This is a genomic window from Mesorhizobium sp. CCNWLY176, assembly GCF_037153935.1.
Taxonomy (GTDB): domain Bacteria; phylum Pseudomonadota; class Alphaproteobacteria; order Rhizobiales; family Rhizobiaceae; genus Mesorhizobium_M; species Mesorhizobium_M zhangyense.
This window is the reverse complement of record NZ_JBBBDZ010000005.1, coordinates 199,449-216,488: the sequence shown is the minus strand read 5'-3', so window position 1 is coordinate 216,488 and position 17,040 is coordinate 199,449. Positions and strand designations below refer to the sequence as shown.

The 17,040-nt window shown below is 62.7% G+C and carries 15 protein-coding genes; 11 read left to right on the top strand and 4 right to left on the bottom strand.

Features of this window, described 5'->3' with window-relative positions; all coding sequences use genetic code 11:
- The first annotated feature begins 24 nt into the window (after window positions 1-24).
- From tolB to ftsH, 5 genes are all read left to right on the top strand, one after another.
- Window positions 25-1,341, top strand: coding sequence for a Tol-Pal system beta propeller repeat protein TolB (tolB, locus tag WBQ96_RS10715; RefSeq protein ID WP_165118368.1), 1,317 nt, complete (start codon window positions 25-27; stop codon window positions 1,339-1,341).
- A gap of 211 nt (window positions 1,342-1,552) precedes the next feature.
- Window positions 1,553-2,059: a peptidoglycan-associated lipoprotein Pal gene (gene pal / locus WBQ96_RS10710; protein ID WP_336549899.1), complete on the top strand. Its 507-nt coding sequence runs from the start codon at window positions 1,553-1,555 to the stop codon at window positions 2,057-2,059.
- Between the two features lie 229 nt (window positions 2,060-2,288).
- A complete protein-coding gene (gene ybgF, locus WBQ96_RS10705) occupies window positions 2,289-3,353 on the top strand; it encodes a tol-pal system protein YbgF (RefSeq protein ID WP_336549900.1) in 1,065 nt (354 codons plus the stop codon).
- Entirely contained in the window at window positions 3,347-4,708 is a 1,362-nt protein-coding gene (gene tilS, locus WBQ96_RS10700; RefSeq protein WP_336549903.1) for a tRNA lysidine(34) synthetase TilS, read from the top strand. The genes ybgF and tilS overlap by 7 nt, the downstream gene beginning before the upstream one ends.
- 106 nt (window positions 4,709-4,814) lie before the next feature.
- A complete protein-coding gene (gene ftsH, locus WBQ96_RS10695; RefSeq protein WP_165118362.1) occupies window positions 4,815-6,752 on the top strand; it encodes an ATP-dependent zinc metalloprotease FtsH in 1,938 nt (645 codons plus the stop codon).
- A gap of 366 nt (window positions 6,753-7,118) precedes the next feature.
- Here ftsH and WBQ96_RS10690 read toward each other — a convergent pair whose 3' ends face one another.
- Window positions 7,119-7,469 carry a cupin domain-containing protein gene (locus WBQ96_RS10690; protein WP_336549905.1) on the bottom strand — a complete coding sequence of 117 codons (351 nt, stop codon included), beginning with the start codon at window positions 7,467-7,469 and terminating at the stop codon, window positions 7,119-7,121.
- A 118-nt stretch (window positions 7,470-7,587) separates the two neighbouring features.
- Here WBQ96_RS10690 and WBQ96_RS10685 point away from each other — a divergent pair, with 118 nt between their 5' ends.
- The gene (locus tag WBQ96_RS10685; protein ID WP_336549907.1) at window positions 7,588-8,112 is read left to right on the top strand and encodes a MarR family winged helix-turn-helix transcriptional regulator; all 525 of its coding nucleotides are present in this window, start codon (window positions 7,588-7,590) and stop codon (window positions 8,110-8,112) included.
- A 151-nt stretch (window positions 8,113-8,263) separates the two neighbouring features.
- On the opposite strand, the gene WBQ96_RS10680 is transcribed toward WBQ96_RS10685, so the two are convergent.
- The 3 genes from WBQ96_RS10680 to WBQ96_RS10670 all read right to left on the bottom strand — a co-directional run bounded on the left by WBQ96_RS10680 (window position 8,264) and on the right by WBQ96_RS10670 (window position 10,733).
- Window positions 8,264-8,635, bottom strand: coding sequence for a hypothetical protein (locus WBQ96_RS10680; RefSeq protein ID WP_336549909.1), 372 nt, complete (start codon window positions 8,633-8,635; stop codon window positions 8,264-8,266).
- 109 nt (window positions 8,636-8,744) lie between these two features.
- Window positions 8,745-9,941 (bottom strand): hypothetical protein, encoded by a 1,197-nt coding sequence (locus WBQ96_RS10675; RefSeq protein WP_336549911.1) that lies wholly within the window; start codon window positions 9,939-9,941, stop codon window positions 8,745-8,747.
- A gap of 135 nt (window positions 9,942-10,076) precedes the next feature.
- Entirely contained in the window at window positions 10,077-10,733 is a 657-nt protein-coding gene (locus tag WBQ96_RS10670; protein ID WP_336549913.1) for a TetR/AcrR family transcriptional regulator, read from the bottom strand.
- Between the two features lie 57 nt (window positions 10,734-10,790).
- Here WBQ96_RS10670 and WBQ96_RS10665 point away from each other — a divergent pair, with 57 nt between their 5' ends.
- From WBQ96_RS10665 to WBQ96_RS10645, 5 genes are all read left to right on the top strand, one after another.
- Entirely contained in the window at window positions 10,791-12,032 is a 1,242-nt protein-coding gene (locus WBQ96_RS10665; protein WP_336549915.1) for a parallel beta-helix domain-containing protein, read from the top strand.
- Between the two features lie 192 nt (window positions 12,033-12,224).
- Window positions 12,225-13,316: an SO2930 family diheme c-type cytochrome gene (locus WBQ96_RS10660; RefSeq protein WP_336549917.1), complete on the top strand. Its 1,092-nt coding sequence runs from the start codon at window positions 12,225-12,227 to the stop codon at window positions 13,314-13,316.
- 250 nt (window positions 13,317-13,566) lie between these two features.
- Window positions 13,567-14,919: a phosphoglucosamine mutase gene (gene glmM, locus WBQ96_RS10655; RefSeq protein ID WP_336549919.1), complete on the top strand. Its 1,353-nt coding sequence runs from the start codon at window positions 13,567-13,569 to the stop codon at window positions 14,917-14,919.
- 190 nt (window positions 14,920-15,109) lie between these two features.
- Complete coding sequence (locus WBQ96_RS10650; protein WP_336549921.1) at window positions 15,110-15,973, top strand: outer membrane protein; 864 nt, start codon at window positions 15,110-15,112, stop codon at window positions 15,971-15,973.
- 223 nt (window positions 15,974-16,196) lie between these two features.
- On the top strand, window positions 16,197-16,964 hold the full coding sequence (locus WBQ96_RS10645) for an outer membrane protein (protein ID WP_336550293.1): 768 nt from the start codon (window positions 16,197-16,199) through the stop codon (window positions 16,962-16,964).
- Window positions 16,965-17,040 lie beyond the last annotated feature (76 nt).

The following is a 17,040-nucleotide window of genomic DNA, read 5'->3' as shown; positions in this document are numbered from 1 at the left end:
TCTGGACCAAAGAGGCCGAACTTCATGAAGAATTTTTTCAAGACGATCATGCTGATGGGCGCGCTTGCCACGGGGCTGAGCGCGGTCGCCACTCTGCCGGCCCATGCGCTGGTCGAGATCGACGTCAACAAGGGCACCGTCGAGCCGCTGCCGGTCGCCATCACCGACTTCCTGTCGGGTGACGCCGTCGGCGCCGAGATTTCGGGCATCGTCGCAGCCGACCTCAAGCGTTCCGGCTTGTTTGCGCCGATCGACAAGGGCGCTTTCATCGAAAAGATCTCCAATCCCGACGCCGCCCCGCGCTTCGAGGACTGGAAGGTCATCAACGCGCAGGCGCTCGTCACCGGCCGGGTCACCCAGGAAGCGGACGGCAGGCTGAAGGCGGAATTCCGGCTGTGGGACACCTTCGCCGGCCAGCAGCTCATCGGCGAGCAGTTCTTCTCCTCGCGTGCCAATTCGCGCCGCGTCGCCCACATCATCGCCGACGCCATTTATGAGCGCCTGACCGGTGAGAAGGGTTATTTCGACACCCGCGTCGTATTCATCGACGAGTCGGGCGCCAAGAACCAGCGCAAGAAGCGCCTCGCCATCATGGACCAGGACGGCGCGAATATCCGCTATCTGTCCGATGGCCGCTCGATCGTGCTGACGCCGCGCTTCTCGCCGACGCGCCAGGAAATCACCTACATGTCCTATGAGAGCGGCCAGCCGCAGGTCTATCTGCTGCAGATCGAGACCGGCCAGCGCGAACTCGTCGGCAATTTCCCCGGCATGACCTTCGCCCCGCGCTTCTCGCCTGACGGCCAGAAGGTCATCATGAGCCTGCTGCGCGACGACGGCAATTCCAACGTCTTTGCCATGGACTTGCGTAGCCGCACCACCACGCGCCTGACCAATTCGAACTCGATCGACACCTCGCCGTCCTATTCGCCGGATGGCTCCAAGGTCGTCTTCACCTCCGACCGCGGCGGCCGTCCGCAGATCTACGTCATGGGCGCGGACGGCTCCGGCCAGACCCGCATCTCCTTCGGCGACGGCACCTATTCGACGCCGGTATGGTCGCCGCGCGGCGACCTGATCGCCTTCACCAAGCAGGCTGGCGGCCAGTTCCAGATCGGCGTGATGAAGACCGACGGTTCGGGCGAGCGTATTCTTTCCTCGGGCTTCCAGCAGGAAGGCCCGACCTGGGCGCCCAATGGCCGCGTGCTGATGTTCTTCCGCGATGCGGCAGGTGCCGGCGGACCGAAGCTCCACTCGATCGACCTGACGGGCCGCAACGAACAGGCCATTCCGACGGCGAATTTCGGCTCTGACCCGGCCTGGTCGCCGCTTCTCGAATAGGACGAAGGCATTCAGAACGCGGCGCTTCATAGGATCGCCGCGTTTCCGCCGCATTTCGGCCTACGGTGCGCGGGAAATGAAATGTGGGTCGTATGCCGAACGCGGACGGGCGTCGGCAACCAATCATTAACCCTGTTTCTTGACCGGCGGTTAACTGCGATGTGGTTACTGATCGATCAACGAAATCACTCGAATACGAAGGAGAGGCGGGATGCGCCGCATCGCTAAACTAGCAACCAACCCTGTGGTCATCGCCTTGATGATGTCGCTGGCTATCGCCGGCTGTGCTTCCAAGAAAACCCCTAACAGTGCTGCCGATCTCGGACTGGGCGGCGCGGGCGCTGCAACGCCTGGCTCGGCCCAGGACTTCACCGTCAATGTCGGCGACCGTATCTTCTTCGATACCGACTCCTCGTCGATCCGCGCCGACGCGCAGGGCATCCTGAGCCGTCAGGCACAGTGGCTTAACAAGTACGGCAACTACGCCATCGTCGTCGAAGGCCATGCCGACGAGCGCGGCACCCGCGAATACAACCTGGCGCTCGGTGCACGCCGCGCCGCCGCCGCCCGCGACTTCCTCGTCGCCCGTGGCGTCGCCTCGAACCGCCTGAAGACGATCTCCTACGGCAAGGAACGCCCGGTCGCCGTCTGCGACGACATCTCCTGCTGGTCGCAGAACCGTCGCGCCGTCACCACGCTCGGCGGTGCCGGCAGCTAAGCGCTTGATCCCGTAAAGTTGCAGACTTTACGAACAAGATCATGCGCAAGCAGAAAGCCTGATCTCCCGCTACACGCGGTAAATTAGCAACACCTGTTTTGGAAAGGCGGCTCAAGGGCCGCCTTTTTCATTGCCACATTTTGCAAACAAAATTTGGCCGAAGTCTCGCTCCCTGATAAAAGGCGGTGCGCAACCGCGCGATTTCCCGTTTTTCAATGGCGAGAGGCACATGTATTTTCGATCCATCCTGAGCGGCACACTTGCCGTGCTATTGCTTTCAGGCGCGGCTTTTGCGCGTGACGCTGGGCCGGGACACGGCCCGGGCAGAAGCGACGGCGCGGGTATTTCCTCGCCTTCGCCGAAGGCGGACCTGCCGGGCGTTTTCGGCAACCGCAGCAGCGGCACGTATCAGGTCGCACAAGCCGGCGACCCGCGCGTCAGCGGCCTTGAAGAGCAGATCCGTTCGCTGAACGGCAAGGTCGAGGAACTCAACTTCCAGATCCTGCAGATGCAGGAACAGATCCGCAAGATGCAGGAAGACAACGAGTTCCGCTTCCAGGAGCTGGAAGGCAAGAAGAAGTCGGACGCCGGCTCGGGCAAGACAAACAGAAGCGTCGCGGAGAACTCCGCGACGTCTTCCGACAAGCAGACGACCGCCGCCACCGGCGGTTCGTCATCACAGAGCGTCGAGCAGGTCATCGGCGAAAACGGCGGCAGCCCTACCCCACCCGGCAACGGAACGGGAAAGGCACCGTCGACCTTCGGCACGATCACCTTCGACGCTGACGGCAACGTCACCAGCGGCAGCGTCGGCGACCAGGCTTCGGTCGGCGGCAGCGACCTGGACGCGCCCGCCGACAACGACGCGGCACCTTCGAACGGCGCGGTCGTTGCAGCATTGCCCGCGACCGACGATCCGGACGAAGTCTACCGCAACTCCTACCAGTTCATTCTTTCGGGCGACTACAGCACGGCGGAATCCGGCTTCCGCGATCACATCGCGCGTTTCCCGGCCGACCCCAAGACGGCTGATTCGCGCTACTGGCTCGGCGAAGCCCTGCTCGGGCAGCAGAAATATCGCGATGCGGCTGAAATCTTCCTCGCCGCCAACAAGGAATTCCCCAAGGCCAAGAAAGCGCCCGACATGCTGTTCAAGCTCGGTGTCTCGCTGGTCGGCCTGCATCAGCGCGACGTTGCCTGCGCCACCTTCGGCGAGATCGGCAAGCGCTACCCCGAAGTTTCCGGCGCACTCAGGGAGCGCATCAAGCAGGAACAGGCGCTTGCCGCGTGCTGACCGCTCCGGTGGGCATCGACCCACTTCAGCTCTTCTCGAATTTTGATGTCGCGCCGCGCCCCGCGCTGATCGCAGCGGTTTCCGGCGGCAGCGACTCCCTCGCCCTCCTTCTCCTGGCAAAATCCTTTCTCGACCGGACCGCCCCCGCAACCCGGCTGGTGGCGGTGACCGTCGATCACGCCTTGCGGCCGGGCTCGGCAGACGAGGCCATTGCTGTGGCACAGCTTGCTGCCCGCCACGGCATCGCCCACCGCACCATGACATGGACGGGCGAAAAACCCGCAACCGGCATTCCCGCCGCCGCCCGCGAGGCGCGCTATAGGCTGCTGGCGCAGGCAGCAGCGCTCGAAGGCACAGACCTGATCCTCACCGGCCACACCGCCGACGACCAGGCCGAGACGGTGCTGATGCGCAAGGCGCGCCAAGACGACGGTCGCGGGCTGGCCGGCATGGCGCCCGCGACCCTGTTCGATTGCCACGTCTGGATCGCCCGGCCCCTGCTCGCCACACGCCGCGAAGCCTTGCGCGATTTTCTGCGCGCGCAAGGTCTTGCGTGGCTGGACGACCCGACCAACACCAACGAGACCTTCGAGCGCCCGCGCATGCGGGCAGAGCTCCGGCAGGACGGCGAGCGGGTGGCCGAAGCACTGGCGAGCGCCACGGACGCTGCCGGCAAGCGTATGCGGCTGGGAGCCGAAGCAGCCGCCCTGATCGGTGCCTTTGCCAGCCGGCCAGCACCCGGACTGCTCCGGCTCGACCGCGACTTCGCGGCCCCCAAAAATCGCGACGCCGCCGTCTATGCACTGCGCACCCTGCTTGCAGTCGTCGGCGGCACGCCTTTCCTGCCCGACGAAGCGCGATCCGCCGAACTTTTCAGCCATCTTGCGCGGGACACTTTTTGCGCCACATTGTCGCGGACGGTGATCGACAAGCGGCGGATCGGCATTTTTCTCCACCGCGAGGCGCGCGGACTGCCTGCCCCATCGACGCCCGAGGACGGGATGATCTGGGACGGCCGCTACCGCATCTCGGGCGCCCCTTCGATCGGCGGCATCAACGTCGCACCTCTCGGCTCATCACCGGCCAAGTCCTTGGCAACGCAGCCGGAAAATGCGCCGGCAAGCCTTGTCCGTTCTGCCCTGGCCGCCGAGCCGGCGCTGTGGCAGGGCGAGGAATGCCTCGGCCGGATTGCGGCCGACGCCTCCTTGCGAGGGCTCAAGGCGACGCCCGTTGCGGCTCCGTGGGCGCGTTTTCTGCCAGCTTTCGATCTTGAACCGGCACGCGCCGTGGTTGCGCTGCTGGGTGCAACACCCCTGCCCGCTTCGCCATGGCTAGGCCACAAAGCTAAAGCTTAACCGATCCGTGCTCTTCTGCTTGGCATTGGCCGAGACGGTGCCTATGTTAGAGCCAAGCTTTTCACCAACAATGCGTGTCCGCTTGCGGGCACGAACAGGATAATCGATGAATCCGAATTATCGTAATCTCGCGCTCTGGGCGATCATCGCCGTTCTTCTGATCGCGTTGTTCAATCTGTTCCAGACGCCGCAGACGCGGGGCGCATCGAGCGATGTCGCCTATTCGGATTTCCTGAAGGAGGTCGAGGCTGGCCGCGTCAAGACGGTGACGATTGCCGGTGACCGCATTTCGGGCACCTATAACGACAGCGCGACCGCCTTCCAGACCTATTCTCCGGGCGACGCGACGCTGGTGCAGCGCCTGCAGGACAAGAACGTCACCATCCAGGCACGTCCTGAAAACGACGGTTCCGGCTCGCTGTTCTCGATGCTGCTTTCGTGGCTGCCGATGATCCTCATCCTCGGCGTGTGGATATTCTTCATGCGCCAGATGCAGTCCGGCTCCGGCCGCGCCATGGGTTTTGGCAAGTCCAAGGCCAAGCTTCTGACCGAGGCGCATGGCCGCGTCACCTTCGGCGATGTCGCCGGCGTCGATGAGGCCAAGGAAGACCTCGAGGAGATCGTCGAGTTCCTGCGCGACCCGCAGAAGTTCCAGCGGCTGGGCGGCAAGATCCCGCGCGGCGTGCTGCTCGTCGGCCCTCCCGGCACCGGCAAGACGCTGCTCGCCCGCTCGGTTGCGGGTGAGGCGAATGTGCCCTTCTTCACCATTTCGGGTTCGGACTTCGTCGAAATGTTCGTCGGCGTCGGCGCCAGCCGCGTGCGTGACATGTTCGAGCAGGCCAAGAAGAACGCGCCCTGCATCATCTTCATCGACGAAATCGACGCCGTCGGCCGCCATCGTGGCGCCGGCCTCGGCGGCGGCAATGACGAGCGCGAACAGACGCTGAACCAGCTTCTGGTCGAGATGGACGGTTTCGAGGCCAATGAATCGATCATCCTGATCGCCGCCACCAACCGCCCCGACGTTCTCGATCCCGCGCTGCTGCGTCCGGGCCGCTTCGACCGTCAGGTCGTGGTGCCCAACCCCGACATCGTCGGCCGCGAGAAGATCCTGAAGGTGCATGTGCGCAACGTGCCGCTGGCTCCTAATGTCGACCTCAAGGTCGTCGCGCGCGGAACCCCGGGCTTCTCGGGCGCTGATCTGGCCAACCTCGTCAACGAGAGCGCCCTGATGGCGGCACGCCGCAACAAGCGTCTGGTCACCATGGCGGAGTTCGAGGACGCCAAGGACAAGATCATGATGGGTGCGGAGCGCCGCTCCTCGGCCATGACGCAGGAAGAAAAGACCAACACCGCCTATCACGAGGCTGGTCACGCCGTCGTCGCGCTGAACGTGCCGAAGGCTGACCCGCTGCACAAGGCCACCATCATTCCGCGTGGCCGCGCGCTGGGCATGGTCATGCAGCTGCCGGAAGGCGACCGCTACTCGGTGACCTACACCTGGATGATCTCACGCCTTGCGATCATGATGGGCGGACGCGTCGCCGAGGAACTGAAGTTCGGCAAGGAGAACATCACTTCCGGTGCTTCCTCCGACATCCAGCAGGCGACCAAGCTGGCGCGCTCGATGGTGACCCAGTGGGGTTATTCCGACAAGCTCGGCCGCGTCGCCTATGGCGACAACCAGGAAGAGGTTTTCCTTGGCCACTCGGTAGCCCGCACGCAGAACGTCTCGGAAGAGACCGCACAGATCATCGACGCCGAAGTGCGCCGCCTGATCGACGAGGCCTATGCCGAAGCGATGCGGATCATGACCAAGAAGAAGAAGGAATGGATCGCGATTGCCGAAGGCCTGCTCGAATACGAGACGCTGAGCGGCGAAGAGATCAAGCAGCTGATGGCCGGCAAGAAGCCGTCGCGCGATCTCGGCGACGACACGCCCCCGAGCCGCGGCTCAGCCGTGCCGAAAGCCGGCTCCACCGGCGGCCGCCGCAAGAAGGGCGAGGAGCCCGAAGGCGGCATGGAGCCTCAGCCGCAGGGGTGAGCAGCCGGTTTCGAGCGTAGCGAGAAAATCATGATGCCAGTGGCATCGTGATAGGCCAGCGAACGCCGGGACGCTGCCGTAGGCAGCGGGAACCCGGCCGGGATACGGTCGACCACACCCGGAGCCCTAGCGAAGGGCAGTATTGAAGATTGAAGCGCCGCTGGATGAAAGTTCGGCGGCGTTTTTCGTTTGGACGCTCCCCTCTCCGTCGCGCTTCGCGCGCCACCTCTCCCCCCGCTTCGCAGGGGCGAGGAACCCAAGTTCTGAAATGTCGAGGCTTCGCAGAACCCAGGTTCCTCGCCCCCATGAAATGGGGGAGAGGTGGCTCGGCGAAGCCGAGACGGAGAGGGGGAGCCTCACCAGAAACTAAGCGTTCGCCTCTTCCAGAAACTCCTGCACGACATGGTCGTTGGCGTGGATGCAGACGATCTCCAGTCGACCCTTGCCGACATTGACGAATTTGTGCGGGATGTTGGCGGCGCCCACGACGATATCGCCGGCGGTGGCGCGGGTTTTTTCCCGCCCGACGGTGAATTCGGCCTCACCCGAGCGCACGACCCAGGTTTCCGTATAGGGATGGACATGCAGCCCCGGCCCCTGCCCCGGATCGTTGTCGACCAGAAAGAACGATACCTGCGAACCGTGCTCGTTGCCCTGGAAGAGAACGGTGCGGCTTGCGCCGGGCTTCGGTTCGGTGCGGCGAATGACTTCGTACATCCTGCTTCTCCCGGTTGGTTCGTATTGCTGCAAAACTATCTTGACGTGAAGATATCTAGTCAAAAAATATCTTCACGTCAAGATATAATGCGCCTATAGGCTTTCCATGGAGAAAAGCATGAGCGACAAGCCGAAACCCGACCATGTCGACCGCCTGCGCGGCCAGTGGGCCCGCGAAGCGCCCGACATCGACACAACGCCGATGACGATCCTCGGGCGAGCCTACCGTCTGTCGAACCTCATCCGCCCGAGTATCGAGGCGACCTTCGCCGGCTTCGGGCTCGACCGCGGCGAGTTCGACGTCATCAGCACCCTGCGCCGTTCCGGCCCGCCCTACAGGCTGACGCCGACCGACCTCTACACATCGCTGATGATCTCATCGGGCGGGCTGACCCATCGGCTGGGAAGGCTGGAAAAAGCAGGGCTCGTCACCCGCGAAAAATCACCCGAGGACGGCCGCAGCTTCTTCGTGGCGCTGACCCTGGAGGGCCAGAAGCGGGCGGAAGAAGCGTTCCGCGCCGACATGGCGAGCGAGATGCAATTCCTCGAAAAACTCAGCCCGGAAAAGCGCGCAGCGCTCGCCGATCTGCTGCGCGAACTGGTGCGGGGGGTGGAGGAGGGCGATGCGACGCCTTCCTCATGAGAGAGCTACCGCAGGCAAACGAACACGACGTCCGAGCAGTTATCGCCATTCGTCCAAACCTGAATATGGGTTCGCCGGCTGGGAACCTTTCACTGCCGAACCCGAACCGATTCCTGCCACCGTCGGGCGGTAACGGCTTTCTAGCCAACGCTTACGGCTCTCCCCAACCGATGATAATTCTTTCGGGCCACTTGGGATGGCTGAGCCAAATCTGAACAGATGTCAGGGCAGCCTGTACAGAGGCCTTGAGAATGACCCGCCCATCGACCGTAGTGACCACCAAATGCCTGGTCGGCGTCTCGAGAAATCCGCTGAAGTCGGGCGAACCATCCGGACTGGCCTCGTCCACAGGTCCCATGACAATTTCCGTTGCACCCTCGATTTCCGGAAAGGTTCCAACGGAAATACATGATTGCGTTGCGAGAATTAGGGTGCCTTTTACGGGATACGGCGCATCACCCCCATCGACATCGGAAATGAAGATGAGTGAATTGACAGGCTTTACTCTCTTTTTGAGAAGCATTTCTTCCTTTGCATTAACTGGCGGGTCGAACCCAAGACGATGCGCCCAACAAAAAGCCCGCGAACCTCTCAGTCCGCGGGCTTTTCACTTCTCCTGAAACGGTCGGCGCTTATCCGGACACGCTGGCCTTCAGGCGGGCGTTGCAGAGGCTGTAGTAGCCGCCACCCTTCTGGATCCAGCGTAGGCCGGCCAGCGAATCGCTGTCCTTGTTGTCGTAATACTGCTCGAGGCAGGTGTGCATGCGTGCCTTGCCGGGGGTTTCGGTGGCGAACTTCTTCGACACGGCCTTCGGGAAGCTTACGCCGCGCGGCGCGGTGACGGTTGGCTGGTCCGGCTCGCCATCGTAGGTCGCCTGGTCGAGGTTCGGTACGCTGTCGTCGTCAGCTGCCGATGCACTGCAGGACGACTTGCGGAACTGGTTCCAGCTCTGGCCGCCGAGCGAATTGGCGTCCTTGGCGGCGCTGTACTTGGCGCTGCATTCCTTCATCGTCAGGCCCTTGCCGCCGGTGTCGGCAGCAGCCGTGTCGGACTTCGAGGCTTTCGCCGGCTTTGCCGCCATGGTGGCGCTGGCGCCGGGGCCGCACTGGGCCTTGCGGAAGTCGTTCCACTTCATGCCGTTCAGCGCATTCGCGTCCTTGGCGGCATTGTACTTGGTGCTGCATTCCTGCATCGACAGGCCCTTGCCGTCGTCGTCGGAAGCAGCCGCTGGCTTGGCCGCCATCGTGGCGCTGGCGCCCGGGCCGCATTCAGCCTTGCGGAAATCGTTCCACTTCATGCCGTTCAGCGCGTCGCCATCCTTGGCGGCATTGTACTTGGCGCTGCATTCCTTCATCGACAGGCCCTTGGCCTCGTCACCGGCAGCTGCCGTGTCGGACGACTTGGAAGCCTTTGCAGGCTTGGCGGCGACGGTAGTGCTGGCGCCCGGGCCGCACTGGGCCTTGCGGAAGTCGTTCCACTTCATGCCGTTCAGCGCATCGGCGTCCTTGGCCGCATTGTATTTGGCGCTGCATTCCTTCATCGACAGGCCCTTGGCCTCGTCATCGGAGGCAGCCGTGTCAGAAGCCTTCTTGGTCGTCTTTGCAGCCTTCTTCGTGTCGGCCTTGGCCGGCGCGGTTGCAGCGCTGTCGTCGGCAGCGCATTCGGCCTTGCGGAACTGGTTCCAGGTCTGCCCACTGAGCGACCCGGCGTCCTTGGCGGCGTTATATTTGGCGCTGCATTCCTTCATGGTCAGAGCGCTGGCTGGCGACGCCATGAACAGGGCGAGGGTCGCGAAGCCCGATAGGGTGACTAGTTTGTTGAATAGCATGGCAATTCTCCGTAAATGCTGCCCACAAAACGTCCCTGAGCAAATCTTTACCCTGCAACGGACAGTTGCGCCAGATACTATCTATTTTGGACGTTGTTATGACTAAAACTTCGCCAGCACGATTGCGCCCGCTTTTCAGCCGGAAAGACGCTCGAGCGCCAGCAGCATATGCGCCTCTATCTCTTCGCGCAGCCTTGTCCGATCCGAAGTGTCCGGTGTCACCAGATAGAGATCGACCAGCGTTCCCATCAGCACGCTGAGGAAATGCAGACGGGAGGGATCGGCTGCTAGGCTCCCGTCCGAAAACTTCTGCAGAAACGGCGCCACGATAGCGCCGACGATGCTGGCCTCGTTGCCGCCGCCCTGGTCGGCTTCGATCGGTCGCAGCGCCCGCATGGCGGCCAGAAGACCGGAATGCGCCGGAATAGTCTCGGCCGTATCGAGATAGAGCCCAAGCAGTTGCTTTGCTGCTACCGCCATCGGCATCTCTGCATCGAGATCGCCAAGGGCTTCGCCGCATGTTTCGACGATGCGCGCGACGGTGCCGTCATAGGCGGCGAGCAGCAACTGGTCGCGATCGGAAAAATAACGGTAGATCGTGCCGACCGACACGCCGGTGATCTCGGCGAGCCGCGTCGTCGTCACCGCGTCCGCCCCGTCAGTTGCGACAAGCGCCTCCACCGCAGCCAGCAGGGCCGTGCGCGTGCGCTGCGCCCGCTTCTGGCGCGGCACCACCGGGCCGGTCGCGGGTGCGCCGGTTTCCGATTTCGGCAAAAGCTGAAACTGTTTCATCTTTATTGACTTTGATGGATCACGGGAGCATCGTCAATGCAAAGAGGGAGGATTTTCATGCGTTCATTGTCGCCGCGCGCGGCCTTTCTTGCCGTGCTTTTGACCTCTGCCGCCTGCGGCCCGCTTCTGGCCGCGGAGATCCCTGTCGAAGCCGGAGACGGCGCCGCCGAGCGCCTGACCGAAGCGCTGATCATGGCCAAGCCCGGTGACACGATCGCCATTGGTGCCGGCAAGTTCGAACTCACCGAGGGCCTGTCGCTCGACGTCGACGACGTGCTGGTCAAGGGCGCGGGGCCTGATGCCACCATCCTCTCCTTCAAGGGCCAGACCGGCTCGGGCGAAGGCCTGCTGGTCACCTCGAACCGTGTGGTGCTGGAGGATTTCGCGGTCGAGGATTCCAAGGGCGACGGCGTCAAGGCCAAGGGCTCGGACCAGATAACCTTCCGCAACCTGCGCGTCGAATGGACCAACGGCCCGGACGCCAACAACGGCGCCTACGGCGTCTACCCGGTCACCTCGAAGAATATCCTGGTTGACGGCGTGACGGTGAAGGGGGCGGCGGATGCCGGCATCTATGTCGGCCAGAGCGAGAACATCGTGGTGCGCAATTCGCGCGCCGAATACAATGTCGCCGGCATCGAGATCGAAAATTCGATGAAGGCCGACGTCTACAAGAACACCGCCACCCACAACACCGGCGGCATTCTCATCTTCGACCTGCCCAATCTGCCGGTGCAGGGCGGCCACGACATCCGCGTCTTCGACAATGACGTGGTCGACAACGACACGCCCAATTTCGCGCCCAAGGGCAACACCGTCGCCATGGTGCCGAAGGGTATGGGCATCATGGTCATGGCCAACCGCAACGTCCACGTCTTCGGCAACCGCCTGTCGGGCAACGCCACCACCCATGTGCTGATCGCCGCCTATCCCAACGAATATGACGACGACAACTACATGTTCGTGCCGCGCGGCGTCTTCGTCCACGGCAACACCTATGGCGAGGGCGGCAACGCGCCGGACGGCGAGGTCGGCAAGACCATCTCCGATGTCTCCGGCACGCCTGTGCCGAGCATCATCTGGGACGGCGTCACCCGCATTCCCGAATATCTCACCTGGGTCTCAGCCGCCGACCGCATCTATATCGACGAGGCCGAGGGCACGACATTCGCCAATCTCAAGATGATCTCGCAGTTGATGCTGCCGTGGTCGACATCGCCGGATAAGGATATTTCGGCCTATAAAGGCAACCTGCCGGAGCCGGCGGCGGTGAAGCTGCCGCAGGAGAATGGGGCTTGAAATGGGCCCCGAGACGCAGCGGCGGTGACCACTGATCGGCGAGATATGCACTCTACGTTGCCCCCCTCTGTCCTGCCGGACATCTCCCCCACAGGTGGGGAGATCAGGCCTTCATCAAAACTTTCGCCAATCTCCAATGGTGCAGGAGATGAGCCGGCATCGCCGCTGCTAATCTCCCCACCCGTGGGGGAGATGTCCGGCAGGACAGAGGGGGGCAACGTAGGGCTCCGTCTCTGGTCGCATTTTCTCGTTCAGATATTCGCGCTGGTGACAGCGTTCTGCACGGCCTCCTCCCCCGCCCTCGCCGTCTCCCCCGACGCCGTCCTCGCCGACACTCCGCCAAAGCTCCTCTCCGAATTCGGCTTCTTCACCGATATCGCGAAGCAAACACCTGCCGAGAACGTCATCCCCTTCGCGCCGATCACGCCGCTCTTCTCCGACAACGCCCTGAAATACCGCTTCGTCTACGTTCCCGAAGTCCAGTCAGCGCAGTACAACGACACCGAAGCCTTCGACTTCCCCGTAGGCACCGCGCTCATAAAAACCTTCGCCTTTCCCGCCGATTTCCGCGCGCCCGACAAAAATGTCCGCCTGATCGAAACCCGCGTGCTGCTGAAGCATGAAACCGGCTGGCAGGCATGGGCCTATCTGTGGAACGACGAGCAGACCGAGGCGACGCTGAAGATAACCGGCGCCAAGGTCGACATAGCGACAGTAAAGGCCGATGGCACGCCGCTGACCTTCACCTATGCCGTGCCCAACAAGAACCAGTGCAAAGGCTGCCATGCCTTCAACGGCGAAATCGTGCCGCTGGGCCCCAAGGCGCGCAACCTCAACGGCGATTTTCCCTATGCCTCAGGCCCGCAGAACCAGCTGGCACACTGGGCCGAGGCCAAAATCCTGTCGGGCCTGCCGGCGTCGTTACCCGCCGTGCCGAACTGGCGCGATGCATCGGCCCCGCTCGATGCCCGCGCCCGCGCCTGGCTCGACGTCAATTGCGCCCATTGCCACCGTGCGGAAGGGGCGGCCAGCAATTCAGGGTTGTTCCTGACCTATGGCGAGAAGGACAGAGTGCGCTACGGCGTCGGCAAGCGGCCGGTGGCTGCCGGCAAGGGTTCGGGCGACCGATCCTTCGACATCAAGCCCGGCGATCCCGACGGCTCGATCCTGCCCTACCGCGTCGAAAGCACCGAGCCCGGCGTCATGATGCCGGAACTTGGCCGCCATGTCGCAGACCCGGAAGCGGTAGCCTTGTTGCGCGACTGGATTGCCTCGATGCGTTAGCCCATCCCCCGAAAATCGGAATCGATTTCCCGGCCGGATCATGCGCCAATGCAAGTGTCGGAGCACCCTCGCGCATTCGAATGGAGATGTGGCACTCCGGCGATGAAGGGTCTATGCAATCAAAGTCACTGAAAATGAAAGAATTTCGAAGGATTCATGACAGATAATCACATAATGTGATATCGGGCGGCCGGCTTGTTATGGCAAGAGCAGCGCCGGGACATGAGTTCTCGGCCGGGGATAGTAGAGTATGAGCAGACGATATTTCGGAACCGACGGAATCCGCGGACGCGCCAACAAATTTCCGATGACTGCCGAGATCGCCATGAAAGTCGGCATGGCAGCCGGCCTTTCCTTCCAGCGCGGCAATCATCGCCATCGCGTCGTTCTCGGCAAGGACACGCGCCTTTCTGGCTACATGATCGAAAACGCCATGGTAGCCGGCTTCTGCGCCGCCGGCATGGATGTGTTCCTGCTCGGCCCGGTGCCGACACCGGCGGTCGCCATGCTGGCGCGCTCGCTGCGCGCCGACATCGGCGTCATGATCTCGGCCTCGCACAACCCTTATTACGACAACGGCATCAAGCTGTTCGGCCCGGACGGCTACAAGCTTTCCGACGAGATCGAGATGCGCATCGAGGCGATGCTCGATCAGGACATTGACCTCGCCCTTGCCGATGCAGACGCGCTCGGCCGGGCCAAGCGCATCGACGGCGTGCATGACCGCTACATCGAGTTCGCCAAGCGCACCTTGCCGCGTTCCATGTCGCTGGCGGGCCTGCGGGTCGTGATCGACTGCGCCAATGGCGCTGCCTACAAGGTAGCACCCGCAGCTCTGTGGGAACTCGGCGCCGAGGTCATCGCCATCCACGACAGCCCCAACGGCTTCAACATCAATGAGGACTGCGGCTCGACCCATCCGGAGAGCCTTGCCAGGAAGGTGCATGAAGTTCGCGCCGACATCGGCATCGCGCTCGATGGCGACGCCGACCGCATGATCATCGTCGACGAGAACGGCACGGTGGTGGACGGCGACCAGATCATGGCGCTGGTGGCCGAATCCTGGAACCAGAACGACCGCCTCGTCGGTGGCGGCGTCGTTGCCACAGTCATGTCCAATCTCGGGTTGGAGCGTTTCCTCGGCGATATCGGCCTGCAGCTTCACCGCACCCAGGTCGGCGACCGCTACGTCGTCGAGCATATGCGCGCCCACGGCCTCAACATCGGCGGCGAGCAGTCCGGCCATATCGTGCTTTCGGATTTCTCCACCACCGGCGACGGCCTCGTCTCGGCCCTGCAGGTGCTGGCCTGCATCAAGCGCCAGAACAAGCCGGTGAGCGAGCTGTGCCGGAAGTTCGAGCCCGTGCCGCAGCTTCTCAAGAATGTCCGCTTCTCCGGCGGCAAGCCGCTGGAAGCCGCGCCCGTCAAGGCGGCGATCGAGGACGCGCGCAACCGCCTCGGCAAGTCCGGGCGGCTCGTCATCCGCCCTTCCGGCACCGAGCCGCTGATCCGCGTCATGGCGGAGGGCGACGATCCCAAGCTGGTCGAGACCGTGGTCAACGACATTGTCGGCGTGATTTCGGACCTCAAGACGGCTGCCTGATCTGGAGTAGCAATGCCTTTGAAAAGCCCGCCTCCGGCGGGCTTTTTCCGTTCGGGAAACGCCTGCCGGTTGCTCGCCATGGTTAAGGAACAGGGTTAAGCACAACTTAACCTTTGGACTCCATTATCCACGTCGAATTCAACCGATCTCGCCCCGGTGGGGGTGCGAGGGATTCGCAGGGGTAATGAAAATGCTCAACATTTCCAAGCGGGTGTTTGCCGCGCTGCTGGTGACCGGCTTTGCCGCGCCCGCGGTCGCTGCCGACATGTATGAACCGGTGGTCGAGCCGCAGCCGCAAGTCGTCTACCAGCCGGTCGAGACGGGCGGATGGTATCTGCGCGGCGACCTCGGCTACCGCTGGTCGAAATTCCGCGGCGCCGACTACATCACCTACGGCGTCTGCGACGCGGGCTGCGGACCTGTTCCGGTTCCCGGTTCGAAATCATTCGATTTCGGCGACCTGAAGGGCGCAATGTCGTTCGGCGGCGGCGTCGGCTACCAGGTCAACAACTACTTCCGCACCGATGTGACGGCCGATTACTGGTTCAAGTCGAAATTCAACGGCCAGACCTCGGACGGCGTCAACGTCTCGACCGACACTTCGTCCTACAGCGCACTTCTGCTGCTCGCCAACGCCTATGTCGACCTCGGCACCTGGCACCGCGTGACGCCTTATGTCGGCGCCGGTATCGGCGGCGCCTATGTGAAGTGGGACAATCTGCGCAACCAGTTCCCGGGCGTCGACGACAGCCATAAGGGCGGCAAGGAATGGCGCTTCGCCTATGCGCTCATGGCCGGTGCTTCCTACTGCATCACCAAGAACCTGCAATTCGACGCCGGCTATCGCTTCACCCGCGTCAACGGCGGCAAGATGTTCGACTATGTCGACTCCTCGGCCGGCGGCCCGGGCGCTGGCCCAGGCTACGACAAGGGCTTCAACGTGCATGAAGTGCGCGGCGGCCTGCGCTACCAGTTCGGCGGCGGCAAGGCCGATTGCGCCGAGCCGGAGCCGGTGGCCTACGAGCCACCCCCGGTCGAGCCCGTCTACAAGTAATTACCCTGCCCACCACATTTGACCGCCCGGCCTTAGCCGGGCGGTTTTTTCTTGGTCGAAACAACGATCAATGGCCTGCCCAAACCTTAACAGGGCCGCCAAAACGACAAATCCGCTAACCATCCATTAGCCTTAACCGCAACTTAACCCCTATGGTTAACAATGCTCTCGGGTGGCGGTTGCACGACAGTCGGTCGTGCCGCATTTGCGGGAGTTTGGCGTGATGAAATCGCATGGCATTTTGATCTTTTCGCTTGCCGTAGCGGCGGCGCTAGCGGGCAACGCGGCAAATGCCGCCGACTACGATCCTCCGATCTTCGTCGACAACGCGCCCGAATATGTCCCCGTGGAAGTCGGCTCCGGCTGGTATCTGCGCGGCGACCTCGGCTACAACTTCAACAAGCCGTTCAAGAACACCGAGATCGGGCCGAGCCCGATCTACTCCTTCGACCAGGACAACACGGCTCTCGCGGGAAGCATCGGTGCCGGCTATCACTTCAACGATTTCCTGCGCGGCGAAATCAACCTCGGCTTCCTGTCGAAGAACGACTCGTCGCTGGACTACCTGATTGCCAACGATGCCGACGTCGTCATTTCCGAAGTGGGCGTCAACGCCAAGAATGAAGCCTGGAGTGGCATGGTCAACGCCTATGCCGATCTCGGCACCTATGTCGGCCTGACGCCCTATATCGGCGCCGGTGTCGGCGCAGTCTATTCGAAGAGAAGCTACACGCTGAAAGAGGACATTCGCGATCCGGCCTTCGTCGACGTCGACTTCGCCGACAAGAAGAGCCAGGTCAGCTTCGCCTATTCGCTGAACGCCGGCGTCGCGTATCAGCTGTCGAAGAATATCGCCCTCGACGTCGGATACCAGTATCTGGCAGCACCGAGTGCGCAATATGTCGAGATGACAGGCCTGGACAGCTACCGGATATCGAAAGGCATCGACTATCACCAGCTCAAGGTCGGCCTGCGCTACGATTTGTGGTGAGCTCCAACATCGCTACCGGCAACAAAAGGCGGGCTTCGGCTCGCCTTTTTCCGTTCCGGACCACGGCAAACATTTC